Raw genomic sequence first — 23,629 nt, 5'->3', positions numbered from 1 at the left:
GCAACCTCCTTCGGCTTGCGCCCACCAATGTCGCCGAGGGTCCTGACCGGCCGCGCACAGCTCGCTGACAGGCTGGGTGACGCGGACGACAAGGGGAGTCACATGGATCAGACGTTGCTGGCCGAGCCGGAGCAGGAGCACCGGCCGCGCCGAAAGCCCGGTGGGCGTGCGATCACGGTGCTGCTGCTGTTGGCCACGTTCGGCTTCCTGGTGTGGGCGGCGCTGCCGCTGGCCGGATTGGATGGCGACCGGTACACGGTCGCGCTGGTGGCGCTCACCCAGTACGCGTTGCTGGCCGGCATCGTGCTGGCGTTGCTCGGCTTGGTGCTGCGGCGCTGGTTGACCGCGCTCGTCGTCGGCCTGGTCGTCGCGGCCCTGGCGCTGTCGGTCGTGCCGCGGGCGATTCCCAACACGACCCCGGCGCAGGGCGTGGCGCTGCGGGTGCTGTCGCTGAACACCTACTTCGGCGGCGCGGACGCCGCGCAGGTCGTGGACCTGGTGCGGCAGAACCAGGTCGACGTGCTCAGCCTGCAGGAACTCACGCCCGAGATGGTGGACGGGCTGGACGCCGCCGGACTCGCCGAAGTGTTGCCGCACCGGGTGTACCAACCGGGGCCGAAGGCGGACGGCACCGGGATCGCCTCCCGCTATCCGGTGCAGGAACTGGCGCTGGTGCCGCAGACGACGCTGGCCCAGCCTTCGGCGCGGGTGCAGGTGCCGGGGGCGCGGGACTTCGAGATCGTGGCGGTGCACCCGCTGTACCCGATGGGCCGCGACACCGCCGAGGTCTGGGCCAGCGACCTGCGCGCGCTACCGGGCCCGGCCGCCGACGGCACGCCACGGATGCTGGCGGGCGACTTCAACGCGACCCTCGACCACACCCGCCTCAAGTACCTGCTCAACCAGGGCTACACCGACGCCGCCGAGGTCACCGGTGCCGGCCTGCACCCGACCTGGCCGGGTCCGGGCTCCTGGTTCCCGCCGCCGGTCACGATCGACCACGTGCTCACCACCAAGGGCATTGCCGCTCAGTCCTACCGGACCTTCGACGTGGCGGGCGCCGACCATCGCGCGATCCTCGCCACGCTCGTCCTGACGCGCTGACGCACCCCAGCAGGATCAGCGTTCGCCCAGCCCATTGCTCGTGACTGCTTTGGGGCCGCCATGGCAGCTCGAAGCAGTCACGAGCCCTGAGCGGGGTCAGGCGCCCGGGTGGGACTCCTGGATGACCTCGAACTCCAGGAGGCTGGAGCCGGTGGCCACCGGGTTCTTGGCCTCACCGGCGTGCGCCGCCTTGGCCGGGCCGCTGGCCCACGCCTGGAACGCCTCCTCGGACTCCCACTTCGTGTAGACGAAGTACCGGTTCTCGCCCTTGACCGGGCGCAGCAGCTCGAAGCCGAGGAAGCCGGGAGCGCTGTCCACGGAGCCGTGCCGCGAAGCGAACCGCTTCTCCAACTCCGGACCGGAGCCCTCGGGAACCTCGATAGCATTGATCTTCACAACAGCCATGTAGCCAGCCTACGAGCCTGAAGGGGTTGCCTGCGACCGCGCGGCAAGAGGTCACAGGCGAGCGCTACAACTCGATTTGCGGGTGCAGGCGGGCGATCGTCCAGGACCGCTGGCGTTGCACCGCCAGCGTCGTCAGGGCCAGGAAGACCACCAGGAATCCGGTCAGCACGGCGACGTCGCGCAGCAGGTGCTCCGTCATGCCGCCGGAGATCGTCACCCGCAGCCCGTCCACCAGGTAGCTCATCGGCAGGAACGGGTGGATCGCCTGGAACGGCACCGGAGTCGTCTCCATCGGGTACAGGCCGCCGGAGGCGGTGAGCTGGATGATCAGCAGCACCAGCGACAACAGGCCGCCGACCGTGCCGAACGCCGTGCGCAGGAAGTGGTCGATCGCCACGAACGCGACCGCGGCGAGGGTCACCAGCCCGATCGTCCACCAAACGTGCAACGGGTCGAGCCCGAGCCCGAAGTCGACCACCGCGTACAGCACGAGCCCCCGAGCACGCTCAGCACCGCCGCGGGCAGGAACCCGGCGAACGCGATCGTGAACGGCCCGACGCGGTCCGCGAGCGCGCGCAGGTTCACCGGCTTGAGCAGCAGGTACGCGAACAGGCCGAACACCCAGAGGGCGATCGCGAAGAAGAACGGCGCCAGCCCGCGCCCGTACACGTTGGCCGGGTTGAGGTTCTCGGTGTGGATCTCGGTCGGCGACCCGAGGACGTCGGCGGCGTTGGCGACCTCGGTGGGGTTCGTCGGCGGGATCTTGCCCAGCGTGTCGTCGACCAGTCCCAGCAGGTTCTTCGCGCCGTCGTTGAGCTGCCCGGCGCCGGTCTCCAGCACCCCGCTGCTCGCGGCCAGCGTGTTGAGGCCGTTGGTGATGCCGTTGGAACCGCCGGCGAGCTCCGCGGCGCCGGCGCGCAGCGTGTCCGCCGGGGCCGTGATCGCGCGGATCTGGTTCTGCAGCGGACCGACGTTGTTCTGCAGGGCCAGCGCTTGGCCGTTGGCGTCCTGCGCGGTCTTCAGGGCCTGCTGGGCGTCCTTTTCGGCGGCGGCCGCCGAGTCGGCGAGCTTGCGGGCGTTGTCCAGCGCTCGCTGGTACGCGGAATCCTGCGCGATCTCGGAATGCTTCTGGCCGAGTTCCTCGATGGCCGCGCGGCCTTCTGCCGCGCGCTGGCTGAGGAAACCGGTGGTGGCCTTGATCGTGCTCAGGCTGTTGACCGCCACGTTGCTCGCGTTGACCAGGGTGTTGACCGCGCCCGGCAGCCGTTCGGCGGTGAAGTTGCTGATCGTGCGCAGCTGCTGGTCCAGCTGCGCGGTGGCGTCGGAGATGCTCTGCACGCCGCGCGAAACCTCGCCGGTGCCGTCGCGAACCCCGTTGAGGCCCTTGGAAAGCGCCGCGGTGCCCTGCTTGCTCAGATCGGTGCCCTCGACGAGCTGCTTCGACGCTTCCGAAGCGAGCTGCAGCTTCCCGCGCGCCTGGTCGAGCTCGCCGTAGAGCGCGCGGGCGTAGGTGGCGTGCGCGGCGGCGTTGATCTGGTTCTGCAGCTCGGTCTGCACCGTATCGGCCATGATCCCGGCGATGTAGCCGTTGGCGTCGTTCTTGACGATCTGCAGCGAGGCGCGCTCCGGGCTGCGGTCGGCCGCGGTCGCCAGCTTCGTGCTGAAGTCCGACGGGACCTCGATCGTGAAGTAGTACCGGCCCTCCTGCAGCCCGTGCCGGGCCTCGGCGGAGTCCGCGAAGTTCCAGTCGAAGATGTCGGTGGCCTTGAGCTGCTGGACGAACTGCTCGCCGGCGTTGATGTGCTCGCCGCGGCTGTCCACCGGCTGGTCCGAGTTGACCACCGCGACCGGTACCCGGTTCAACCGGCCGTAGGGGTCCCAGTTCGACCACAGGTACAGCGACCCGTACAGCAGCGGGACCAGGACCAGGACGAGCGGCACGAAGCGGCGCAGCGGCCCGCGGAAGCGCCGTACCTCCAGCCACGCGAGCTTGAACGCTTTCACCGGGTGACCTCTTCCTGCAGGTCGAGCACCTTCGTGGGGCGGTCGGGTCCGCGCGCGGGCAGCGGGATCACGTCGACGTCGCCGGACGGCGGATCGGTGGCGCTGGCCAGCACTGTCATCCCGGTGCGGGCCACCTCGCGCAGCCCCGCCCACACCTGCGCCCGCCCGGACGTGGGGAGACCGGCGTCCACGTCGTCGACGAGGATCCCGGCGGGCTCGGCGGCGACCGTCAGGGCCACCGCGAGCAGCAGCCGCTCGGCGGGGTGCAGCTCGTCGATCAGCGCGGTGCGGTCCGGGGCGATCCGCACCTTGTCGAGCGCGGCATCGATGGAGCGCTCGGAGACGCCGCTGATCAGGCGGCGTTCCACGATCGCCTCCCGGACCCGGTGCTTGGCCTCCAACTCGTAGCCCGGGCGCAGCCGGGCCGGGCGGATCAGCTGCCGCACCGCCTTGGCCTGCGCGGGCAGCACGTGCCCGGACACGTCCAGGTGCCCGGTGATCAGCGGGAGGCGGCCGGACAGGGCGAGCAGCAGCGAGGTGCGGCCCGTGCCGGAGGGCCCGGCCACCACGGCCAGTGCGCCGGGTTCGACGCGCAGGTCCAGGTCGGCGAAGATGATGCCCTCGGGGCCCCTGGCGGCGATTCCGCGGGCGAGGATGGCCACACCGTCGACGTCCATTCACCCTCCTGAGCGCATGACTGTGTCCAAAGTGGCGGCTCGCGCGGATCTCGGCAACTCATGTCCAAAGTGGAGCGAGGTCGACGTTGCGCCTCGTGCCAGGTGGGTCGGTCTTGCCGGAAATCCGCACCGTCGGCGTGTCCGGTCCGCGGCAGTGGGCTATGCGGAACCTGCGATCAGCGGGTGATGATGGTTTCGGTGTCGCCGGTTCGCGTGTCGACGATGGCGATCTCGCTGATCCCCGCTCGTACCGGCTCTGGCGGTTGCAGGGCCCGGAAGCCCACCGCCAGCCGGTCGTCCGTGATGCCCTGGGCGAGCGTGCAGTGCGGGATCCAGGCGCCGGGGAAGTAGTAGGCGGACGGGTGCTGCACGCGCCCGGCCAGTGCGTCGTGCACCGCCGAGTGAACCGCCAGCAGCTCGGTGTCCACGACCGCTCCCAGCAGCAGGACCCGGTCCTCGCCGGGGAACGTCCCCAGGGTGTGCAGCCAGAGGTCCGGAATGGACAGCAGCTCCAGCTCGGTGCGCAGCGCCTTGCGCGCGGCGGTGGGGATCCCGGCCGCCGCCGCGAAGGTCACGTGCGGACGGTGCTTGCCGTCGGATCGGGTGGCGATGCTCGGCACCCCGGCGTCGTCCAAGCGGCGCCACAACGCCCGGATCTCGGATTCCGCTGCGTCGTCGAAGAACGACACCAACGCCTGCGCCATCAATGCTCGCCGGGGAGCGCGAAGCGGCCGTCGTCGGTCTGCTCGACGAGCCCATCCACCAGCAGGGAGTCCAGGCACCGGTCCCGCTGCCCGGCGTCTGACCACACCGCGTCCAGCTGCTCGCGCAGCACCGGGCCGGTCGAACCGCGCAGCACGTCCAGCAGCTTGCCGCGCACCTGGCGATCGGTGCCGGCGAACTTCTGCACCTTCTTCGGCGGCCCGGCGTAGGCAGGTCGGCCCGCGTGCTGCCACGCGCAGTCGTGCGCGATCGGGCAGGCCTCGCACCGCGGCGACCGCACGGTGCACACCACCTGGCCGAGCTCCATCAACGCCGCCGACAGCTTCGCGGCGCTGGCGTCGTCGGCCGGAAGCAGGACGTCGACGTCGTCGAGATCGCGCTTGGTCGACGGCGGACCGGCATCACCAGCGCCGTGCACGGCGCGCGCTACCACCCGCCGGACGTTCGTGTCGACCACCGGCGCCCGCTTGTCGTAGGCGAAGGCCGCCACGGCCCGGGCGGTGTAGGCGCCGATGCCCGGCAGCGCCAGCAGGGTGTCGACGTCGGACGGGACGACATCGCCGTGCTCGGCGGCGATGGTCGCGGCCGCCTCGTACAGCCGCAGCGCCCGGCGCGGGTAGCCGAGCTTCCCCCAGGCGCGCAGCACCTCGCCCTGCGACTCGGCGGCGAGGTCGGAGGGACGCGGCCAGCGGCGCATCCACTCCTCCCAGATCGGCTGGACCCGGTTGACCGGGGTCTGCTGCAGCATCGTCTCGCTGACCAGCACGCCCCAACCCGTCGTGCCGGGCGCGCGCCACGGCAGCGGTCGGGCGGTCGCGGCGAACCAGTCGATCAAGTCGACCGGGTCCAGGGGTGGGACGGTGGGATGCGCTGCGGTGGTCTTCATGACACGACCGATCCTGCCAGGTCCCCGAACCCTCGCGGAACCGCGTCCGAGCCCATCACCTGGCGCCGCCCTGCCCGCCGTACGGAGTCCACTCGACTGGAACCGAAACGGCCTTGGCTACCTGCAAAAATGCCCCTCGCGCGCTGCGGGGGGCGCGGTTTCGCGAGAAACCGCCGTGCACGCCGCGGCGCCGCGAAACCGCGTGCTCGGGTGCGAGGCCCGGGATCGGTGGTCGGCGGGTAGCGGAATCGGGTGCTGTAGGCATGATCGAATGCGATACGCCCAATTGGGTGTTCGCTGATAACGCTGTTCGGAGTAGTCATCGAGTTACTGTCGTGCCGTGCTTGATCCGACCGGGCCGCTTCCGCCCGCGGTGTACTGGCGTCGCCGCGCGGTGGCGATCGGTGCGGCCGTGCTCGCAGCGGTCCTCATCGGCTGGGGTGCGATCGCCTTGATCGGCGGCGCCTCGGAGCCCCAGGCGGCCCAGGCACCGCCGCCGGGTCCGCCGGTCGCGGTGGCGGCCGACGCCCCGCCGCCGCCGTGCGCGGACGAGTCGATGCGCGTCGTCGCCGAGGTGGCCCGCCCGGAGTTCAAGGTGGGCGAGCGGATCGGCATGAGCATCGTGGTGACCAACGCGGGCGACCGGGCGTGCGTGCGGGACGTCAACCGGATGCTGCGCGAGCTGACCGTGTCGACCCCGGGCGGCAAGCACGTGTGGTCCAGCAACGACTGCTACTCGGAGTCGACCAACGAGCAGCCGCTGCTGCAGCCGGGGCAGTCGGCGCGCAACGACGTCCAGTGGTCCGGCCAGATGTCCACAGCGGACTGCCGGGACGAGACGGGGCGCGCACCGGCGGGCGACTACCAGGTGGTGGCCAGGGTCGCGGCGCTCAACAGCTCGCCCACCCCGTTCCGCCTGACCGCCGCATACTGACCGGCGCATCCTGACCGGCAGCGCCCGGAGCCCGGGCGAAATCGGAGAGACTGCAACGGCTCAGGGGAACCGGTCCACTATGGATGATTCGGCGAGCCGGGAGAGGCCTTCCCGGACCAGGCTCGCCCGCGTGTCGCCGATCGACTCCACCGCGCGCAGCTCGTCCACCGTCGCCGCGAGCAGCCGTTGCAGCGAGCCGAAGTGCTCCACCAGCTGCCGGCGGACGGTGGCGGGCAGCCGCGGCACCCTGGCGAGCAGCCGGTAGCCGCGCGGGGTCAGGTGCTGGTCCAGCGCCTCCGGCGTGTCCGGGTAGCCGAAGGCGCCGGCGATCGCGGTCAGGTCCAGCAGCTCCGTGCCGTCGAGCTTGCGCAGCGCCGTCTCGACCTGCTCCGAGGTCGGCATCGCGCCGCTGGTCGGCAGGTACTCCTGCACGATCAGCTCCCGGTCCAGGTCGATGCCGTCGCGGGCGTGGCCCCGGCGGTCGCGCGCCTCCCGCGAGGAGCCGACCAGCTCGTCCAGCTGCAGCTCGATGAGCCGGCCGTCCTTGCCCAGCTCGACGACGTCGCCCTCGATCTCGTCGGCGATCCGCCGCACCATCTCCATCCGTTGCACGACGGTCATCGCGTCGCGCAACGTCACGTAGTCCTCGATCTCCAGCGCCGACAGCGTCTGCGCGACCTCGGCCAGCCGCGCGGTGTAGCGCTCCAGGGTCGCCAGCGCCTGGTTCGCGCGGGACAGGATCTCCGGCGAGCCGATCAGCACGTGCCGGTGGCCCTGCGTGTAGATGCTGATGATGCTCATCGACTGGCTGACGGACACCACCGGGTAGCCGGTCTGGATCGCGGTGCGCTCCGCCGTGCGGTGCCGGGTGCCGGACTCCTCGGTGGGGGTGCTGGCATCAGGCACCAGGTGCACGTTCGCCCGCATGATCCGCTTGGCGTCCGTGGACAGCACCACCGCGCCGTCCATCTTGGACAGTTCGCGCAGCCGGGTAGCGCTGAACTCGATGTCCAGGTGGAACCCGCCGTCGCAGAGCGCCTCGACCGCCGGGTCGTAACCGAGCACGATCAGGCCGCCGGTGCGCCCGCGCAGGATGCGCTCCAGCCCGTCCCGCAGCGCGGTTCCGGGAGCCAGCCGGGCGAGCGTGCCGCGCAGCTGCTCGTGGCTCATTTGCACCTCACGATCGTGAGCGCCTCGCTGATGTTCGGCACCACCGTGGCGCGCACGCCCTTCGGCAGCGGGCCCGCGTCCGGCGGCACCAGCGCCCGGTCGAAGCCGAGTCTGGCCGCTTCCGCCAGCCGCCGCCCGACGCCGCTGACCCGCCGGATCTCCCCGGCCAGCCCCACCTCACCGACCGCGATCAGGTTCGACGGGAGCGCCTTGCCCTTCTTCGACGAGGCGATGGCCAGAGCGATCGCGAGGTCCGCGGCGGGCTCGTGCACCTTCGTGCCGCCGACCGTCGCGGCGAACACGTCGCAGTCGCCGGTGTGCACCTGGCCGTGCTTGCCCAGCACCGCGAGCATCATCGACACCCGCGCCGAGTCCAGGCCGCTGACCGAGCGCCGCGGCATGGCCATCTGGGTCTTCATCACCAGCGACTGGACCTCCACCAGCAGCGGGCGCTTGCCCTCCACCATCACGGTCACCGCGGTGCCGTCGACCTGCGTCTCCTGGCGGTTGATGAACAGCCCGGAGGGGTCCGGGACCTCGGCGATGCCGTCGTCGCGCTGCTCGAAGCAGCCGACCTCGTCGGCGGGGCCGAACCGGTTCTTCACGCCGCGCAGCATCCGCAGCGCCGAGTGCCGGTCGCCCTCGAAGTGCAGCACGACGTCGACCAGGTGCTCCAGCACGCGCGGACCGGCCACCGCGCCGTCCTTCGTGACATGCCCCACCAGCACCACCGGCAGGCCGCGCTCCTTGGCGAGCGCCACCAGCGCGGTGGTCACCGCGCGGACCTGCGTGACGCCGCCGGGGCTGCCGTCGGCCTCGGGCGACTGCACGGTCTGCACCGAGTCGACGATCAGCAGGCCCGGTTTCACCGCGTCGACGTGCCCGAGCACGGCGGAGAGGTTGCTCTCGGCGCCGAGGAAGAGCTCCGGGTGCACCGAGCTGGTTCGCTCCGCGCGAAGGCGCACCTGACCTGCGGATTCCTCGCCGGTGACGTAGAGCGACGGGCCGGGTGAGGCACCCGCGGCCCAGCGGTGCGCGACCTCCAGCAGCAGTGTGGACTTGCCCACACCCGGCTCGCCGGCCAGCAGCACGACCGCGCCCGGCACGATGCCGCCGCCCAGCACCCGGTCCAGCTCCGCGATGCCGGTGGACACGGCGCGGGCGGAGTCGAGGTCGACCTCGGCGATGGGGCGGGCCGGGGTGGCGGGTGCGCCCGCCGCGACCTTCGTCAGCACCGGGCGGGCTGCGGCCATCTCGTCGATGGTGCCCCACGCCTGGCAGCTCGGGCAGCGGCCGACCCACTTGGCGACCTCGTGGTCGCAGTCGGCGCAGCGGTATGCGGGGCGGGCGGCGCGGGCGTTCTTCGGGGGCACGCCGCGAGGCTATCCGCCCGCGACGACAGGCCCGATCACCGGCATCGCGGCAACCACGCGGATTCCCCACCTTCGAGTGGATCAAGCGGCGGGCAGGTCCCGTGGCCGACGCAATTTCAATGGAAATCGGATCTTCGATTTCCATTGAAATTGCGCCAACCCAGCCGGGCTGCCCCGGGGAGCCAGCGCCGGTATCAGTCGCGCGAGTCGCGGCGCGCAGGGCATCTGAGGTGCGAAATCGGGCCGCCCCTGAGCGGGGACGGCCCGATTCCGGTGAAGCCTGTGGTCAGTGACCGCCGCCCTGCTCGGCGCCCGGCAGCGGGCTGCTGTGCTCGGGGCGCGGCGTGTGGTCTGGGCCCACCGGGACCTGCACGGTGACCGAGCCGGCCTTTTCGAAGACGAAGGTCACCGGGACCGTCACGCCCGGCGTGATGTCCTGCTTGAAGCCGTTCAGCGTGATTTGCACCTCGCGGTCCGCGGACGTCTCGCCCTGCTGGACCGCCGCGGACTGGCCGACGGCGTGCAGCGCGGTCCGGCTCGGCACGTCGGTGATCCCGCCGAGGATGGCCGACGCGGCGTAGGGGCTGGTGACCTGGACCAGCTTGTCGTCCGGGCCCTCGTTGGTAATCACCAGCTGGACCGGCGCGGAGGAACCGGCCGGGTAGCGGGCGTCGGAGGTCGGGAAGGTGAACGTGGCGTTGCGGATCGCGATCTGCTTGAGATCGCCGCTGCCACCGTTGACGGCGGCGACCTGGGTGTCGGTCTCGGTCACCTGACCGGCACTGCACCCAGCGAGGGCGACGACGGCGCCGAGCCCGATAGCGGCCGGGATCAACCGCAGGCGGACGGCCTTGAGATGCTGAGGGCGGCTCACGGTTGCAGCGTCCTTCCTGATTGCCGGACAACCGGGGGAAGCTTAATCCCCGCCTGCACGGGGCGTTCCAGGGGTTAGCCGAACTACCTATTTCGGGGTCACCGGGCGCAGCCGTGACACCCCCATCGGAGTGTCCATAGTGGACGGTTTCAGTGGGCCGAAAGGTGCGTCCTTGCACGTCCGGGGCATTGTTGTCAACCCCTGTTCACGGCCTGACCTGCGATTACGGATGGTGAGGTGGTCGAGGTCCAGTTGCCCCACGTGTTAAAGTGGGCGTAGCGAAAGGGGCAGAGGACACATGGTTTTCAAGGTCGGAGAGACCGTCGTCTACCCGCATCACGGTGCCGCGCTCATCGAAGCAATCGAGACTCGTGTGATCAAGGGCGAGGAGAAGCAGTACCTCGTCCTCAAGGTCGCGCAGGGCGACCTGACCGTGCGCGTTCCCGCGGACAACGCCGAGTTCGTCGGTGTCCGGGACGTTGTCGGCCAGGAGGGACTCGATCGGGTCTTCGACGTGCTGCGGGCCCCGCACACCGAAGAGCCCACGAACTGGTCTCGGCGGTACAAGGCCAACCTGGAGAAGCTCGCCTCCGGCGATGTGAACAAGGTGGCCGAAGTGGTGCGCGACCTCTGGCGACGTGAGAGGGATCGCGGACTGTCCGCAGGAGAGAAGCGGATGTTGGCGAAAGCGCGGCAGATCCTGGTCAGCGAGCTGGCATTGGCCGAGGGTACCGACGAAGGCAAAGCGGAAACCCTGCTGGACGAAGTCCTCGCCGCCGCAGTGTGATCATCGGGAACAGACGAGCGTGAGCGTAGTTGCGCTGGTCCCTGCGGCGGGTCGCGGGGTGCGCTTGGGTGCCGGGATGCCGAAGGCGCTGGTCCTGGTGAACGGTGAATCGTTGTTGTTGCGTGCGGTCCGCGGCTTGTTGGCCTCGGGCCGCGTGCACCACGTCGTGGTCGCGGCACCGGCCGATCAGGTCGAGGTCGTGGCCGCGGAGCTGGCCGCGCTGCCGTCCGCGCACGTGGTCCCGGGGGGAGCGGAGCGGACCGACTCCGTGCGGCGCGCGCTGGACGCGGTCGAGCGGGTGGCCCCGGACGCGCGGGTGGTGCTGGTGCACGACGCGGCGCGGGCCTTCACCCCAGCTTCGATGATCCGGGACGTCGTGGCCGCGGTCGAGCGGGGTGCTCCCGCGGTGATCCCGGTGCTGCCGGTCACAGACACGATCAAGCAGGTCGACGACGCAGGTGACGTCGTTTCGACCGTGGACCGCTCACGGCTGCGGGCGGTGCAGACCCCGCAGGGCTTCGCCATCGACGTGCTGCGGGAGGCCTACGCCGCGGCCGGTGATGTGGCCACCGACGACGCCGGGCTCGTGGAGCGGGTCGGGGGCAAGGTGCACACTGTCGACGGGCACCCGCACGCCTTGAAGATCACCACCGCCTTCGATCTGGCCATCGCCGAGTCGGTGCTCGCCGTGGCCAAAGTGACTTCGGATGCGGGTGTTGCGAACGACACTGGAGAACTTGAGTGACCGAGCTGCTGCCCCGCGTTGGCCAAGGCGTCGACGTCCACCCCGTCGAAGCCGGGCGCGACTGCTGGATCGCGGGCCTGCTCTGGCCGGGCGTGGACGGCTGCGCCGGGCATTCTGACGGCGACGTCGCGGCGCACGCGCTGTGCGACGCGCTGCTGTCGGCGGCTGGGCTCGGCGATCTTGGCGCGGTGTTCGGCACCGATGACGACCGCTGGGCGGGCGCCCATGGGGTGGACTTCCTGGTCGAGGTGCGAGACCGGGTCGCTGCGGCGGGTTTTCGGATCGGCAACGCGACCGTGCAGGTGATCGGCAACGCGCCGCGCATCGGCAGGCGCCGCGAGGAAGCGCAGCAGGTGCTCTCGGAGGCGATCGGCGCGCCGGTCTCGGTGTCCGGCACGACCTCCGACGGCCTGGGCCTCACCGGTCGCGGCGAAGGCGTCGCCGCCGTCGCCACCGTCCTGGTCGTCCCAACGGCCTGAGTCGGTGCCCGTGAGTGCTTTTCGGTGCTACAGCACGGAAAAGCACTCACGGGCACCGATCAGCGGCTTCTGGAGTAACGGACAGGTACCGGGGTGTAACGGGTAGGCGGAGTCGGGGAAAACTCAGGGCTCGCGGTCTGGAATGCCAGGGTCGGTGCGCGCCATGCTCGACACATGGAGATCGAGCGGAACCGGTGGGTGCGTCGGCTGCTCATAGTGCAGCCGGTGCTGGCGTGGCCGATGTCGTTCGTGTTGTGGTCCGGGGGCGACGGCCTCGGGCTGGCGGCGGCCGTGATCCTGTTGTGGGCGAGCGCGGCGATCTGCATCGCGGGCATCGTCGTCCCGATGCGGAACCACCAGACCCCGCGCTGCTGACCGCACCGCAGTTTTCAATCGAAACTGCGAACCATCGGGCCGGGGCGGCGTCGTGAGCTTGGACGCATGTCGGTGCTCGGCCCGGTCCAGTCCACTTACCGTGGACCCGTGACTCTGCGCGCGGTGCTCTTCGACTTCTCCGGCACGCTCTTCCGGTTGGAGGAAGACGAGTCCTGGTTCTCCGACCTCGCCGACGCCGACGGCACCCCCTTCGACCTGGCGGCGCAGACCGAGGTCATGCGCCGGATGACCGCGCCGGTCGGCCAGGTCGTGCAGCTCGGCCCCGAGTTCCAGGACGCCTGGGAGAACCGCGACCTGGACCCCGCCCTGCACCGCAAGGTCTACCTGGAGGTGCTGCGCAGCTCCGGCGTGCTGGACGGCCAGGCCGAGGGCCTCTACGAGCGGCTGATCGACACCGACTTCTGGACGCCGTACCCGGACGCCGCGGACGTGCTGCGCCGGGTGCACGAGGCGGACATCAAGATCGGCGTGATCAGCAACATCGCGTTCGACATCCGCCCTGCTTTCGAGCGGATCGGTGTCACCCGGTACGTCGATGAATTCCTGCTCTCGTACCTCGAAGGCGTGATCAAGCCGGACTCGAAGATCTTCCTGCGGGCCTGCGAGCGGCTCGACGTCGCGCCCGGCGAGGCGCTGATGGTCGGCGACAGCGAGGAGGCAGACGGCGGCGCGGCCGCGGTCGGATGCCAGGTCGCGATCGTCGACCCGGTGTCCACCACCGAGCGGCCGGACGGACTGCTGACCGCCGTCCGCGACGTGCTGCGCTGACGATCACTACCCCTTGACTCGCCAGGCCCTGTCGTGATTGGGAGTCGACCTGCCCCCGTACCATCAGGGGCGTGAGCCTGCACCTGCATGACACTGCGACCCGCACGACGCGCGAATTCCACCCGCGCTGCGACCGAGTGGCGTCGATCTACGTCTGTGGTGCCACCGTGCAGGGCATTCCCCACGTCGGACACGTCCGCAGCGGTCTGAACTTCGACGTGCTGCGCCGTTGGCTGCAGCACAACGGCCACGACGTGCGCCTGGTCCGCAACGTCACCGACATCGACGACAAGATCCTGACCAAGGCGGCCGAGGCCGGTCGTCCGTGGTGGGAGTGGGCCGCGACGCACGAGCGCGCCTTCGAGCGGGCCTACGACCAGCTCGGCTGCCAGCCGCCGTCGGTGCTGCCGCGCGCGACCGGGCACGTCACGCAGATGGCCGACCTGATCCAGCGGCTGATCGACAAGGGGCACGCGTACGCGGCCGGCGGCGACGTCTACTTCTCGGTGACCTCCTACGCCGACCACTACGGCAAGCTCTCCGGGCAGCGCCTCGAAGAGGTGCAGCAGGGCGAGACCCTGGCCAGCGGCAAGCGCGACCCGCGCGACTTCACGCTGTGGAAGGGCGCCAAGCCGGGCGAGCCGAGCTGGCCGACGCCGTGGGGCCACGGCCGGCCGGGCTGGCACCTGGAGTGCTCGGCGATGGCCACCTTCTACCTCGGCAGCGAGTTCGACATCCACGGCGGCGGCCTGGACCTGGTGTTTCCGCACCACGAGAACGAACTGGCGCAGTCGAACGCGGCCGGGGACGGCTTCGCGGAGTACTGGATGCACAACGCCTGGGTGACCATGAGCGGCGAGAAGATGTCGAAGTCGCTCGGCAACGCCCTGTCCATCCCGGCCGTGCTCCAGCGCGCCCGCGCGGCCGAGCTGCGCTACTACCTGGTCACCCCGCACTACCGGTCCACGATCGAGTTCTCCGAGGCGGGGCTGGCCGAAGCGGTCACCGCGTACCGCCGCATCGAGTCGTTCGTCCGCCGCGTCGGCCAGCGCGCCGGCAGCGTCGAACACGGCGCGCTGGCCGCGGAGTTCACCGCGGCGATGGACGACGACCTGTCGACGCCCCAGGCGATCGCGGCGGTGCACAACGCGATCCGGGAAGGCAACGCCGCCCTGGACCGCGGCGGCGACGAGGCGGCCCGGGACGCGGCAGCGTCGGTGCGGGCCATGACGGACGTGCTCGGTTTGGACCCGCTGTCAGAGCAGTGGGCCGACGACTCCGGCGCGGACGACGCCGCGCACCGCGCGTTGTCCGACCTGGTCGAGGCCCTCCTGGAACAACGCCAGCAGGCCCGCAAGGAGCGCGATTTCGCCACCGCCGACCTGCTGCGCGATCGGTTGCAGGACAGCGGGATTGCCGTCGAGGACACCCCCGACGGTCCGATGTGGACATTGAAAGACGGGTAACACGTGGCCGGCAACGACAAACGCCGCGGCGGCATGCGAAAGAGCAACAAGAAGGGCATGGTCGTCGGATCCGGCGGGCAGCGCCGTCGGGGGCTGCGCGGCAAGGGCCCGACGCCGAAGGCGGAGGACCGGGTCAGCCACCCCGCGAAGAAGCGCGCCGACTCCCGGAGCAAGACGGAGCAGCAGTACGCGAAGCGCCGGGCGCAGCAGGACGCGCAGCCGGAACTGGTGGCCGGGCGCAACCCGGTGGTGGAGTGCATCCGGGCCGGCGTGCCGGCGACCGGGCTGTACGTGGCGCAGGGCATCGACATCGACGACCGGGTCACCGAGGCGGTGCGGGAGGCGAAGTCGCGCGGGATCTCCGTGGTCGACGTGCCGCGCATCGAGCTCGACCGGATGACGAACAACGCGCTGCACCAAGGACTTGCGCTGCAGGTGCCGCAGTTCAGCTACGCGCACCCGGAGGACGTGCTGACGGCGGCCGGCGATTCCGGGATGCCGCCGCTGATCGTCGCGCTCGACGGCGTGACCGACCCGCGCAACCTCGGCGCGGTGATCCGGTCCGCGGCGGCGTTCGGCGCGCACGGCGTGATCGTGCCGCAGCGGCGCAGCGCCGGGATCACGGCGGTCGCCTGGCGCACCAGCGCGGGCACGGCCGCGAAGCTGCCGGTGGCCAAGGCGGTCAACCTCACCCGCACGTTGAAGGACCTGAAGGACGCCGGGCTGATGGTCATCGGTCTGGACGCCGATGCCGACATCACCTCGGACGAACTGGAGCTGGCCACGGAGCCGCTGGTGGTCGTCGTCGGCTCGGAGGGGCGCGGGTTGTCGCGGCTGGTCCGGGAGACCTGCGACCAGACGGTCTCGATCCCGATGGCGGGCGGCGTGGAGTCGCTAAACGCCTCGGTCGCCGCGGGCGTGGTCCTCGCCGAGGTCGCCCGCCGCCGCCGGTCCTGATCATCAGACCCCACCAAACCGCAATTTCCATTGAAATCGAACGTCGATTTCAATGGAAATTGCGGTAGTTGTCCACATCCTCCGGTAGTTGTCCACATCCTCCGGCGTGTCGTGCGCCGACACGCCGAAGGACTGCGATTTCAATGGAAATCGGACCTTCGATTTCCATTGAAATCGCGGGTTACCGTTGGTTCTGGCTGAGGATCGTGTCGACCGTCAGGGCTGATGCGACGACCATGCTCAGCAGCGGGTCCGCCAGCGGCCGGTGGATCTGCAGGACGTAGTTGTCCGCCGTGGTGAACGCGGCCTTCGCCAGGCCCTGCCAGGTCTTGGTGATCCGCCCGATCTCCGCGTCGGCGTGGTCGAACACCTTGATGTCCCAGGCGCGCAAGTTCTCGGCGTGCAGGCTGCCGATGCGCTGCCCGTTGACCTCGAAGTCGAATCGGGCCTTTCCCCAGACGTTCGTCAGCTTGATGTCCCCGACCGGCGACTGGTTCGGTCGCTGCACGTGGACCGTGCCCTTCCACATGGTCGCCGGGCGGGTCAGCACCAGGACCGGGCGCCCGGTGATGTCGCGGATCTCCAGCGTCACGGTCATCAGCGAGTCGAGCTTGGTGAGCATCCGCAGCGCCTTCTGCGCGCCGCTCTGGCCGACCTGCATGACCGAGCCGAGCTGGCGCCCGTGCTGGTCGTAGACCGCGTACTCGTTCGCCACCTCGATCAGCTTCGCCTTCTGGTTGATCACCAGAACCGGCTCGGTGAACAGCGTGCCACCGCCGCCTGCGACCGCGCCTCCGACGGCGGCCCGCTGCTGCACCTGGTGCTGGATGGACGCGGCGTCGCCGGTGCCGCCCATCGCGAGCTCGATGGCCGACGCGTCGTTCTGCTGCGCTGCCGGGTGCTGCTGGGCGTATTGCTGCTGGGCGGGCTGGACGTGCTGGGTCCACTGCCTGCCGTCCCACCAGCGCACATAACGCTGATCTGTCTGGTCCGGGTACCAACCGGGCGGCGGCGGAGCGTTCATGATCCCCAGGCTAGGTGATCGCGGCACCGGCTGTCCGGGATTTGTACCCGTCGCATTCCGGGCCGGTGACGTTCGGGGCTCGGCTAGAGTCCGACGAGCAAGAAAGCTGAACCCCGCTCAAAAGGGGAGGCGCGGGCCTCCCGCACCCCGAGGCCCCCGATGTCGTTCGCAAGTCCGCTGTTCCTCTGGTACTTCCTGCCGGCCGTGCTCGTGGCCGTGGTGATCGCACCCCGCAGCGGACGCAACGCCGTGATCGCAGTCGCCAGCCTGCTGTTCTACGCCAGCGGGGCGGGCGGGACGACGCTGCTGCTGCTGGCCTGCATCGTGGTGAACTACTTCGCCGGGCGGCACCTGGAACCCGACGAGTGGGGCGTCGAGCGGAACCGGCGGAAGTGGTTGCTGATCGGCGCCGTCGCGTTCAACCTGACGATCCTGGCGGTGTGGAAGTACGCCGGGTTCGCCACCGCGCAGCTGGCGGTGCTGAGCCAGTGGTTCGGCGGCGACTTCCCGGTGCTGCACCTGGCGCTGCCGATCGGGATCTCTTTCTACACGTTCCACCACATCTCCTACTTGGTGGACACCTACCGCGGGGAGCGCCCGGCGCTGCGCGACCCGGTCTCGTTCGTCACCTACATCGCGATGTTCCCGCAGCTGGTGGCCGGTCCGATCGTGCGCTACCGGGAGATCGCCGACCAGCTGCCGCAGTGGCGCACCCACCGGCTCGACGACATCGCGGCGGGCTTCCCCCGGTTCGCGTGGGGCCTGACAAAGAAGGTCGTCATCGCCGACACGCTGGCGCCGATGGTGGACGCCTGCTTCGCCACCACGAACGAGGACATGACCTTCACGATCGCCTGGCTCGGCGCGATCGGCTACGCGATGCAGCTGTACTTCGACTTCTCCGGCTACTCGGACATGGCGATCGGGCTGGGCCGGATGCTCGGGATCCGGCTGCCGGAGAACTTCGCCCGGCCGTACTCGTCGGTGACGATCACGGAGTTCTGGCGGCGCTGGCACATGTCGCTGTCGCGCTGGTTCCGGGACTACGTTTACATCCCGCTGGGCGGCAACCGCCGGGGCACCGCGCGCACCTACCGGAACCTGGCGATCATCTTCGTGCTGACCGGTTTCTGGCACGGCGCGGCGTGGACGTACCTGGTGTGGGGGCTTTTCCACGGCGCGCTGCTGGTGGTCGAGCGCGCCTTCGGCTGGTCGCACGCGCCGAGCGGCATCCGGGCCCGCCTCGGCCGCCGCGCGCTGACGCTGCTGCTGGTGGTGGTCGGCTGGGTGTTCTTCCGGTCGCCGGACCTGGGCAGCGCGTTCGTGATGCTGGGCCACATGCTGGTGCCGGATTTCGCGGGCCTGACGGACATCGTGTCGGCATCGGTGACGAACCAGCGCCTCGTGTTCCTGCTGCTGGCGCTGGTGGTCGTGGCGCTCCCGGCGAACTCGGGCACCGGCCCGTTCCTGGAAGCGGTCCGAACCCCGCAGGCCTACGCCCTCCGGATCGGAGTCCTGACCCTCGGCCTCGGCTACGCGGGCCTACTCGTCGCCACCGGCTCCTTCAGCCCTTTCCTGTATTACCAGTTCTGAGCACGGGATCGTCACCAGCGGATCGCCGTCGTGCATGCCATCTACCAGCAAAAACGGTACCGGTCGGTGACTGTTGTTGACGGCCTGTGAGGCGTGCCGTGTGCCCCACATGTGCCCCAGCAATGTCCACAGTGGGCACACGGCATGACCGAGAGAAAGCGTGTGATCACTCGTGAGCAAGTGCAAGAGGCTCATGCGGCCGGGTACGCGGCCGGACATGCCTTGCAGCCGGCGATGCCGAACCCGTAGGTGAGGGTGCCGCTGCGGCCGTGGCAGCGGGCACGCATGGGTGCTGACGAGGTTCGTGAGTACGAGCGGGAAGCGCGGGACCGGCGACTGACTGATCGCCCACGGGTGGCTCACGGCCTGGCGCAAAGGGCTCGACGCCCACGCTGCGGAACGTGGCCTGGCTCGTCATCGCGATCTCCAGGTCGACGACTCGGCTTGATCACCGCGGCTTGCGCTGTTGGCCGGACGGGGACGTTGGCGGTAGGCACATGGCGGGGGCTGTCGGTTGGACAGTCCCCGCTCATGATCTGTAGGTGTCCGTGCCGCGTGGAGAACGCTTTTCAGCGCAGGTCGAAATCGCCGGCCTTGACGTCAGACAGGAACGCTGCCCAGGCCCTGTTGGTGAACGGCAGGATCGGGCTCGCGTCACCCAGTTTGCTGTCGCGGACGCCTGCCGCGTTCACCACCAGCGCGACCTCGACGCAAGCACCTCCGGTGCCGCCGCTGCGACTGCTCTTGCGCCAGTGCGCCTGGCTGAAGTCTGGGGCGCGCATCGTAGCTCCCTCGTTGTGATCACAGCTCCCCGGCAATCTTGCTGATGAGCTCAACCGACTTTGCCGGGCTCAGCGCCTGCTCTTCAAGAGCGCTGTAGTACAGATTATATGAAGCAATTTCATCCGGGTCCTCGATGTAGACGCAGCCCGTGAGGTACTCCGCGAAGGGAACATCCGGATCTTCCGGCTCCGGGAAGCTCAGGATGATGAAGGGAGCCTCCATCGAGGGGTAGGCGCCGGCGCTGAACGGGAGTGCCCGAACGGTCACGTGGTCGAGCTTCGCCATCTCGATCAGCAAGGTGAGTTGTTCACGCATGACTTCCGGACCGCCCACGAGGTTTCGTAGTGCGGCCTCGTGGATGATCGTGCTGAGTCGGAGCGGATGAGCTTCATGGAGACGTGCCTGCCTCTGCATCCGTAGGTCCGCACGTTCGGCAACATCGCCGATGCCCGGCGAGGCGCGCATGATCTCTTTCGCATAACGCGACGTCTGAAGAAGTCCAGGGATCAACTGGTGCGTGAACTCGCGGACATGGCTGGCTTCGGACTCCAAACCAACGTACTCGTCGAAGTCCTCCTTGAGTGTTCCCTTGTCGTAGCGCTGCCACCAGCCCTTCTGCCGTGCTTGGAAGGCCAGCGTGACGTAGCGTTCTCGCTCTTCGTCCGGGATTCCGAGGACGGTCGCGATCGCGATGACATCGGCGGGTCCCGGAGCCCCGTCGCCTGTCTCGAATCGTCCGAGCTTGGACTTGGACCAGCCAAGGCGCGGAGCCAACTCGTCAAGCGAGAGGTCGGCTTCATTGCGCCAACGACGCAAGCCCCGAGCCAGCTTCCGCAGTCGAACCGTCGGGCTGACCCGTTCGCCGTCTGACACCAGTACCTCCTCTGTAGCGGGCCGTGTGCCGGGAGTCTACGAGCCTGAACTTCCCAGGCAGTGATCCATTCGAGTGATGATATGGGTTTCCCATCTTGTGGTTCTTGCAATTTTGGGAATCCCACGTCACTCTGATCATGTCCCGGTGAGAGGAGTCCCAGGCGTGGGTGTTCGTCCCGCACAGTCCGACATCGAGCCGTGGCTGCGTCCGCATCTGGCGGCGCTGGAGGCAAGCGTGCGGTCGGGGTTTCGCTTCACACACCTGCCGAAGGTCGACAGCGTGCTCGCGGTACAGGGTTTTCGGGTCCGCAGCGGGGCTATGGACATGTTCCTGGCGCGGTCGGCATTCGACGCTTTGGCGGCGCGGGTTCGGGTCGAAGACCTGGAGTTCCACGCTTCACCGCCGCCGTTATGGCATGCCCGAGGCGCCGTTGCTGACGTGGTGATGGAGTTGCTCGGTCTCCCGCCGCACGGTTCGCCCGGCGCGCCGACGGTCACATGTTCGCGGCCGAGCGATCAGTGGGTTCCTGGCGATGTCTTGTCGTGACGGGTCAGCCGGGCTCGGTATGGCCGGGGTTGTTCACTGCCCGGCTGCACCGGGTTTCGCCGGTCAACGCCGGGCGGTTGTCGTTAGGGCCGAAACGGGTTCGGCTCGGGCTTGCTGATTGCGGTGCTGCGTGTACGCCGCCGCATCCGTTTGTGGTTGGACGCCTGCCGAGGTGTCCGCATTGTTTCGGAAGGGATTGAACTGGGGTGTCTCATTTACTGCTGTTCCTCGCGGGCATGGTGCCCGCTCTCGCGTTGCTCGTGCTTGTTGCCTGGCGGATGTACGCCGCCGAGCCTGCGGGCCAGCACACGGGTGCCGGGGAGGGCGCGTTGACGGTCGCCCATCTCCTCAGCCGGGTCGAGCGCGAGCGCAGCGAAGTCGAGAGCACGGGGCGGCATGCGTTGCGCGAGGACGTTGCGGCCAGGATCGCGGCGATCGTGGGGGCGGTGTAGCTGTGTCGACTCGACTTCTTGGGCGTGCGGTTCCTCGTATGCGGCCGAGTTATCAGCGTCCCGGGGATTACGAACCGGCTGAGCGACTCGTGGAGGCGTACCGCTGTCCCCGCGGTGAGGCTTTCACGGTGACTTACGCCGTCGATAGTGCGGTGCCGGAGACCTGGGAATGCCGGCAGCACGGGCTGTATGCGCTGCGTGTCGACTTGGCCGCCACTGTTGCCGACATGCACGCCCGCGGTCGCTGGAGTTTTGGAAGGGCGCCGCAGGGGCAGCCGTCGAAAACGCACCTGGAGCACGTGCTGGAGCGCCGCAGTCCCAGGGAGTTGCAGGAGCTCGTCGACGAGCGGCTCGGCGAGCTCGCAGCGGCACGGGATGGGTCATGACGAGCCCGCTGCACGGTCCACGACTGCCGACTTGGGCCGAACATGATTCGTTGCATCCGCCGAATCCGTTGTCGTCGAGCGGGAACCGTCGTTACGTCCTCGACGACTACGACGACGATCACGGGTTTTGCTGGCGTTGCCGGATGTGAGTGCTCCGCCTTTCGACGCTACCGCGTTCATGTTCTGAGCGATCAGGAGGAAGTCTTGCTATGCGGAAGATCAAATCTGGCACCCGGCTCAAGCCTGCTGCGCGTGAAAGGCTCGCGCGCGTCCTCAAAAGTAAGTACGAGAAAGGCGCGAGTATTCGGCAACTCTGCAAGGAGTCCGGGCGGTCTTACGGGATCGTGCACCGCATGCTCGCCGAGGCCGGTGTCCAGTTCCGACCTCGCGGCGTAGCCGGCAAAGCCGCCGAAGAGGCCGCGCCGCAGTTTGACGAGCACTCCGCGCCGATCCTGTCTCGCACTGCGCTATGAGTACGACCGGGCCGAAGCGGTTCCTGCCGATGGCGTGGCGTGTCGAACGGGTCTCGCCGACCGAGGTCTACACGTTCCGCTGGGGTCGCGGTGCCGGTTATTTCACCGTGCATCGCGGCGATATCGGCAGCTCGCATGACGACGATCACCTCATCGACACCATCCATATTGGACGCAGCTGGGTTGATGAGTCGGACGTCGCTGCGCAAGCGCGGTCGTGGTTGCGCTCGCGGATCGGTCCGCGCCGCCGTGGTGCCTGAGTTTCCAAGACTGCTCGATGTCGATGTCCCCGATCGTTGGCATCGAGCTCGGCCGGTCGGTGCGGGCTTCTCCCTCCCAGGGCGCCGACCGGCCACCCAATTCCGTCCATGCTCGAAAGGAGCCACCGCATGCCCGACCCGCGTGACGATCAGCCCGAGGTGACCGGGCCGCCGATTCCGACGTCCGTTGAAGTCGACCCCGTAGCCACTGGAATCGGAAGCAAGGTCGAGCACGACCAGGACGAAGCCGATGACGATGGCTGAGTAGTTCTTCGCTGTTCCAGTCCGAGGCCGGCGCGGTTGCCGGTTTCGGATCTCTGGGTACCTGGCAATGCCCTGTTGTGACCGAGCCGGGCGAGGTATGGCCGGGCTTGTTCACTGCCCGGCTGCATCGGGTCTCGCCGGTCGATGTTGGGCGGTTGTCGTTTGGGCCGAAGCGGATTCGGCTGGGGCTTGCTGATTGCGGTGCTGCGTATACGCCGCCGCATCCATCTGTGATCGGGCGCCTGCCGTGGTGTCCGCGTTGTTTTGGAAAGGACTGAGACCCTGCTGGCTAATTCCGCGAGGGGCTGGGGCTGGTGTCACTGCGGGAGTGGTCCGGTTCTGCCTCGCCAACCGGTGTGCGGTGAACGGCCTGTTCGCTTCGGTAGACGACACGAACGGTCCGTTCGCTCCGTTCATCCGATGTGAGCCCGGGGCTGTTGGTGTGCGGTGAACGGCCTGTTCGCTTCGGTAGACGACACGAACGGTCCGTTCGCTTCACGCCCGCACCTTCCCAAACAGCCCCAACACCGCGCCGAATTAACCAGCAGGGCCGACTGACTGGGGTGTCTTGGATGCTGTTGTTCTTCGTGGTTCTGGTTCCTGGCTTCGTCTCGTCCTTCCAGGCATCGAATGCCGTGGTGTTGGCGATCAGCGCCTTGCGCAGATCTGCGGGCAACTCGTGGACCACCCCACCGGGCACTCGCTGGCCGTTCATATGGCGCGGTAGCGGACGAAGCGAGCCCAAGACGGATACGCTCAGTCACCGCCACGCGTCGGCATGTAAGGGCGACCCCGCAGGAGCCGCCGTGATGGAGATCTGGACCGCGGCGACCTGACTCCACTGCACCTGGGCGAGCCGTCGAAGAACGGTGCTGGGCAGGTCGCCGAAGTGATCACCTTGCCACTCCGGCTGGCACCGAACCCGTTTCGTCACGTACGGGGCTGCCTGCTCCTGGTTCCGTTCCAGTGATCAAAACAAGTTGTTGCGGCGGGATCGTGTTGCGCGCTTGTTCGAGGTGGAACTGTTCGTAGACGAACAGCCGGGCTACGGTGTCGGCAAGTTCGAGCAGGCGACGGTATAGCACAGCGGCATGCGCTGCATCGGACGTCAGTTCTGCTTCTTCGGACCACTGGACGTGTAGTGACTTGATCGCGGAAAGCGTTGCCGCATAAGGATGTTCATGCATTGCCGTACGCCTTCCCCAGACCGCTGCTACGAGTTGTTG

Annotated in this window: 29 protein-coding genes; 16 read left to right on the top strand and 13 right to left on the bottom strand. The window is 69.0% G+C overall.

From position 1 onward, the window contains the following. The first annotated feature begins 102 nt into the window (after positions 1 to 102). On the top strand, positions 103 to 1,104 hold the full coding sequence (locus DL519_RS28130) for an endonuclease/exonuclease/phosphatase family protein (RefSeq protein WP_190819225.1): 1,002 nt from the start codon (positions 103 to 105) through the stop codon (positions 1,102 to 1,104). Positions 1,105 to 1,200: 96 nt separating this feature from the next. On the opposite strand, the gene DL519_RS28125 is transcribed toward DL519_RS28130, so the two are convergent. The 6 genes from DL519_RS28125 to DL519_RS28105 form a co-directional block, all read right to left on the bottom strand. Further along, positions 1,201 to 1,509, bottom strand: a complete 309-nt coding sequence (locus tag DL519_RS28125) for an antibiotic biosynthesis monooxygenase family protein (protein ID WP_190819223.1) — start codon at positions 1,507 to 1,509, stop codon at positions 1,201 to 1,203. A 64-nt stretch (positions 1,510 to 1,573) separates the two neighbouring features. Continuing rightward, a complete protein-coding gene (locus DL519_RS47365; RefSeq protein WP_263399728.1) occupies positions 1,574 to 1,987 on the bottom strand; it encodes a YhgE/Pip family protein in 414 nt (137 codons plus the stop codon). Beyond that, positions 1,927 to 3,513: a YhgE/Pip family protein gene (locus tag DL519_RS28120; RefSeq protein ID WP_223839637.1), complete on the bottom strand. Its 1,587-nt coding sequence runs from the start codon at positions 3,511 to 3,513 to the stop codon at positions 1,927 to 1,929. The genes DL519_RS47365 and DL519_RS28120 overlap by 61 nt, the downstream gene beginning before the upstream one ends. Continuing rightward, entirely contained in the window at positions 3,510 to 4,190 is a 681-nt protein-coding gene (locus DL519_RS28115; protein WP_190819221.1) for an ATP-binding cassette domain-containing protein, read from the bottom strand. Before DL519_RS28115 ends, DL519_RS28120 begins: the two co-directional genes overlap by 4 nt. 176 nt (positions 4,191 to 4,366) lie before the next feature. Further along, positions 4,367 to 4,894: a 2'-5' RNA ligase family protein gene (locus DL519_RS28110; RefSeq protein ID WP_190819219.1), complete on the bottom strand. Its 528-nt coding sequence runs from the start codon at positions 4,892 to 4,894 to the stop codon at positions 4,367 to 4,369. After that, positions 4,894 to 5,799, bottom strand: coding sequence for an A/G-specific adenine glycosylase (locus tag DL519_RS28105; protein ID WP_190819217.1), 906 nt, complete (start codon positions 5,797 to 5,799; stop codon positions 4,894 to 4,896). The genes DL519_RS28110 and DL519_RS28105 overlap by 1 nt, the downstream gene beginning before the upstream one ends. Before the next feature lie 340 nt (positions 5,800 to 6,139). Here DL519_RS28105 and DL519_RS28100 point away from each other — a divergent pair, with 340 nt between their 5' ends. Beyond that, entirely contained in the window at positions 6,140 to 6,733 is a 594-nt protein-coding gene (locus DL519_RS28100) for a hypothetical protein (protein WP_190819216.1), read from the top strand. Positions 6,734 to 6,793: 60 nt separating this feature from the next. Here the strand turns inward: DL519_RS28100 and disA are convergent, their stop codons facing one another. The 3 genes from disA to DL519_RS28085 form a co-directional block, all read right to left on the bottom strand. Beyond that, positions 6,794 to 7,903 carry a DNA integrity scanning diadenylate cyclase DisA gene (disA, locus tag DL519_RS28095; protein ID WP_190819214.1) on the bottom strand — a complete coding sequence of 370 codons (1,110 nt, stop codon included), beginning with the start codon at positions 7,901 to 7,903 and terminating at the stop codon, positions 6,794 to 6,796. Continuing rightward, a complete protein-coding gene (gene radA / locus DL519_RS28090; protein WP_190819212.1) occupies positions 7,900 to 9,276 on the bottom strand; it encodes a DNA repair protein RadA in 1,377 nt (458 codons plus the stop codon). The genes disA and radA overlap by 4 nt, the downstream gene beginning before the upstream one ends. A 286-nt stretch (positions 9,277 to 9,562) precedes the next feature. Continuing rightward, entirely contained in the window at positions 9,563 to 10,150 is a 588-nt protein-coding gene (locus DL519_RS28085; protein ID WP_190819210.1) for a copper chaperone PCu(A)C, read from the bottom strand. 298 nt (positions 10,151 to 10,448) lie between these two features. On the opposite strand from DL519_RS28085, the gene DL519_RS28080 reads away from it, so the two are divergent. The 7 genes from DL519_RS28080 (at position 10,449) to rlmB (ending at position 15,748) form a co-directional block, all read left to right on the top strand. Next, positions 10,449 to 10,937: a CarD family transcriptional regulator gene (locus DL519_RS28080; protein ID WP_190819208.1), complete on the top strand. Its 489-nt coding sequence runs from the start codon at positions 10,449 to 10,451 to the stop codon at positions 10,935 to 10,937. 19 nt (positions 10,938 to 10,956) lie between these two features. After that, positions 10,957 to 11,682: a 2-C-methyl-D-erythritol 4-phosphate cytidylyltransferase gene (ispD, locus tag DL519_RS28075; RefSeq protein ID WP_190819207.1), complete on the top strand. Its 726-nt coding sequence runs from the start codon at positions 10,957 to 10,959 to the stop codon at positions 11,680 to 11,682. Beyond that, on the top strand, positions 11,679 to 12,161 hold the full coding sequence (gene ispF / locus DL519_RS28070; protein ID WP_190819205.1) for a 2-C-methyl-D-erythritol 2,4-cyclodiphosphate synthase: 483 nt from the start codon (positions 11,679 to 11,681) through the stop codon (positions 12,159 to 12,161). Before ispD ends, ispF begins: the two co-directional genes overlap by 4 nt. A 174-nt stretch (positions 12,162 to 12,335) precedes the next feature. Then, positions 12,336 to 12,536 carry a hypothetical protein gene (locus DL519_RS28065; RefSeq protein ID WP_190819203.1) on the top strand — a complete coding sequence of 67 codons (201 nt, stop codon included), beginning with the start codon at positions 12,336 to 12,338 and terminating at the stop codon, positions 12,534 to 12,536. A gap of 108 nt (positions 12,537 to 12,644) precedes the next feature. After that, complete coding sequence (locus DL519_RS28060; protein WP_190819201.1) at positions 12,645 to 13,325, top strand: HAD family hydrolase; 681 nt, start codon at positions 12,645 to 12,647, stop codon at positions 13,323 to 13,325. Between the two features lie 71 nt (positions 13,326 to 13,396). Next, positions 13,397 to 14,791 carry a cysteine--tRNA ligase gene (cysS, locus tag DL519_RS28055; RefSeq protein ID WP_190819199.1) on the top strand — a complete coding sequence of 465 codons (1,395 nt, stop codon included), beginning with the start codon at positions 13,397 to 13,399 and terminating at the stop codon, positions 14,789 to 14,791. A 3-nt stretch (positions 14,792 to 14,794) separates the two neighbouring features. Next, positions 14,795 to 15,748, top strand: a complete 954-nt coding sequence (gene rlmB, locus DL519_RS28050; RefSeq protein WP_190819197.1) for a 23S rRNA (guanosine(2251)-2'-O)-methyltransferase RlmB — start codon at positions 14,795 to 14,797, stop codon at positions 15,746 to 15,748. 181 nt (positions 15,749 to 15,929) lie between these two features. On the opposite strand, the gene DL519_RS28045 is transcribed toward rlmB, so the two are convergent. Further along, on the bottom strand, positions 15,930 to 16,772 hold the full coding sequence (locus tag DL519_RS28045) for a phospholipid scramblase-related protein (protein ID WP_190819196.1): 843 nt from the start codon (positions 16,770 to 16,772) through the stop codon (positions 15,930 to 15,932). Between the two features lie 159 nt (positions 16,773 to 16,931). On the opposite strand from DL519_RS28045, the gene DL519_RS28040 reads away from it, so the two are divergent. Then, positions 16,932 to 18,365, top strand: a complete 1,434-nt coding sequence (locus DL519_RS28040) for an MBOAT family O-acyltransferase (protein ID WP_190819194.1) — start codon at positions 16,932 to 16,934, stop codon at positions 18,363 to 18,365. Positions 18,366 to 18,934: 569 nt separating this feature from the next. On the opposite strand, the gene DL519_RS28035 is transcribed toward DL519_RS28040, so the two are convergent. Both DL519_RS28035 and DL519_RS28030 read right to left on the bottom strand, forming a co-directional pair. Beyond that, on the bottom strand, positions 18,935 to 19,147 hold the full coding sequence (locus DL519_RS28035) for a DUF397 domain-containing protein (RefSeq protein ID WP_190819192.1): 213 nt from the start codon (positions 19,145 to 19,147) through the stop codon (positions 18,935 to 18,937). Positions 19,148 to 19,166: 19 nt separating this feature from the next. Further along, positions 19,167 to 20,021, bottom strand: coding sequence for a helix-turn-helix domain-containing protein (locus tag DL519_RS28030; RefSeq protein ID WP_223839636.1), 855 nt, complete (start codon positions 20,019 to 20,021; stop codon positions 19,167 to 19,169). Positions 20,022 to 20,184: 163 nt separating this feature from the next. Between DL519_RS28030 and DL519_RS28025 the strand changes: the two genes are divergently transcribed. From DL519_RS28025 to DL519_RS49045, 6 genes are all read left to right on the top strand, one after another. Next, positions 20,185 to 20,568 (top strand): hypothetical protein, encoded by a 384-nt coding sequence (locus tag DL519_RS28025; RefSeq protein WP_223839635.1) that lies wholly within the window; start codon positions 20,185 to 20,187, stop codon positions 20,566 to 20,568. A 206-nt stretch (positions 20,569 to 20,774) separates the two neighbouring features. Next, positions 20,775 to 21,020: a hypothetical protein gene (locus DL519_RS28020; RefSeq protein ID WP_190819190.1), complete on the top strand. Its 246-nt coding sequence runs from the start codon at positions 20,775 to 20,777 to the stop codon at positions 21,018 to 21,020. Positions 21,021 to 21,058: 38 nt separating this feature from the next. Next, positions 21,059 to 21,406: an RNA polymerase-binding protein RbpA gene (locus tag DL519_RS28015; protein WP_190819188.1), complete on the top strand. Its 348-nt coding sequence runs from the start codon at positions 21,059 to 21,061 to the stop codon at positions 21,404 to 21,406. A gap of 209 nt (positions 21,407 to 21,615) precedes the next feature. Then, entirely contained in the window at positions 21,616 to 21,879 is a 264-nt protein-coding gene (locus tag DL519_RS47360; RefSeq protein ID WP_223839634.1) for a helix-turn-helix domain-containing protein, read from the top strand. Beyond that, positions 21,876 to 22,139: a hypothetical protein gene (locus DL519_RS28005; RefSeq protein ID WP_190819185.1), complete on the top strand. Its 264-nt coding sequence runs from the start codon at positions 21,876 to 21,878 to the stop codon at positions 22,137 to 22,139. Before DL519_RS47360 ends, DL519_RS28005 begins: the two co-directional genes overlap by 4 nt. Before the next feature lie 129 nt (positions 22,140 to 22,268). Beyond that, positions 22,269 to 22,403, top strand: coding sequence for a hypothetical protein (locus tag DL519_RS49045; protein ID WP_263399727.1), 135 nt, complete (start codon positions 22,269 to 22,271; stop codon positions 22,401 to 22,403). An 893-nt stretch (positions 22,404 to 23,296) separates the two neighbouring features. Here DL519_RS49045 and DL519_RS28000 read toward each other — a convergent pair. Next, positions 23,297 to 23,590 carry a hypothetical protein gene (locus DL519_RS28000; protein WP_190819183.1) on the bottom strand — a complete coding sequence of 98 codons (294 nt, stop codon included), beginning with the start codon at positions 23,588 to 23,590 and terminating at the stop codon, positions 23,297 to 23,299. Between the last annotated feature and the right edge of the window lie 39 nt (positions 23,591 to 23,629).

The sequence above is a fragment of the Saccharopolyspora pogona genome, from assembly GCF_014697215.1.
Classification (GTDB): Bacteria; Actinomycetota; Actinomycetes; order Mycobacteriales; family Pseudonocardiaceae; genus Saccharopolyspora; species Saccharopolyspora hattusasensis.
The sequence above is the reverse complement of the archived record's forward strand: the minus strand, read 5'-3'. Positions and strand labels throughout refer to the sequence as shown.

Coding starts and splice junctions, on each gene's coding strand:
- DL519_RS28045 (WP_190819196.1), bottom strand. CDS start 16,772: ATGAACGCTCCGCCGCCGCCCGGTTGGTACCCGGACCAGACAGATCAG.
- DL519_RS28080 (WP_190819208.1), top strand. CDS start 10,449: ATGGTTTTCAAGGTCGGAGAGACCGTCGTCTACCCGCATCACGGTGCC.
- DL519_RS28005 (WP_190819185.1), top strand. CDS start 21,876: ATGAGTACGACCGGGCCGAAGCGGTTCCTGCCGATGGCGTGGCGTGTC.
- DL519_RS47360 (WP_223839634.1), top strand. CDS start 21,616: ATGCGGAAGATCAAATCTGGCACCCGGCTCAAGCCTGCTGCGCGTGAA.
- DL519_RS28115 (WP_190819221.1), bottom strand. CDS start 4,190: ATGGACGTCGACGGTGTGGCCATCCTCGCCCGCGGAATCGCCGCCAGG.
- DL519_RS28040 (WP_190819194.1), top strand. CDS start 16,932: ATGTCGTTCGCAAGTCCGCTGTTCCTCTGGTACTTCCTGCCGGCCGTG.
- DL519_RS28130 (WP_190819225.1), top strand. CDS start 103: ATGGATCAGACGTTGCTGGCCGAGCCGGAGCAGGAGCACCGGCCGCGC.
- DL519_RS28110 (WP_190819219.1), bottom strand. CDS start 4,894: ATGGCGCAGGCGTTGGTGTCGTTCTTCGACGACGCAGCGGAATCCGAG.
- disA (WP_190819214.1), bottom strand. CDS start 7,903: ATGAGCCACGAGCAGCTGCGCGGCACGCTCGCCCGGCTGGCTCCCGGA.
- DL519_RS28000 (WP_190819183.1), bottom strand. CDS start 23,590: ATGCATGAACATCCTTATGCGGCAACGCTTTCCGCGATCAAGTCACTA.
- DL519_RS49045 (WP_263399727.1), top strand. CDS start 22,269: ATGCCCGACCCGCGTGACGATCAGCCCGAGGTGACCGGGCCGCCGATT.
- DL519_RS28105 (WP_190819217.1), bottom strand. CDS start 5,799: ATGAAGACCACCGCAGCGCATCCCACCGTCCCACCCCTGGACCCGGTC.
- DL519_RS28125 (WP_190819223.1), bottom strand. CDS start 1,509: ATGGCTGTTGTGAAGATCAATGCTATCGAGGTTCCCGAGGGCTCCGGT.
- DL519_RS28065 (WP_190819203.1), top strand. CDS start 12,336: ATGGAGATCGAGCGGAACCGGTGGGTGCGTCGGCTGCTCATAGTGCAG.
- DL519_RS28035 (WP_190819192.1), bottom strand. CDS start 19,147: ATGCGCGCCCCAGACTTCAGCCAGGCGCACTGGCGCAAGAGCAGTCGC.
- DL519_RS28015 (WP_190819188.1), top strand. CDS start 21,059: ATGCGGCCGAGTTATCAGCGTCCCGGGGATTACGAACCGGCTGAGCGA.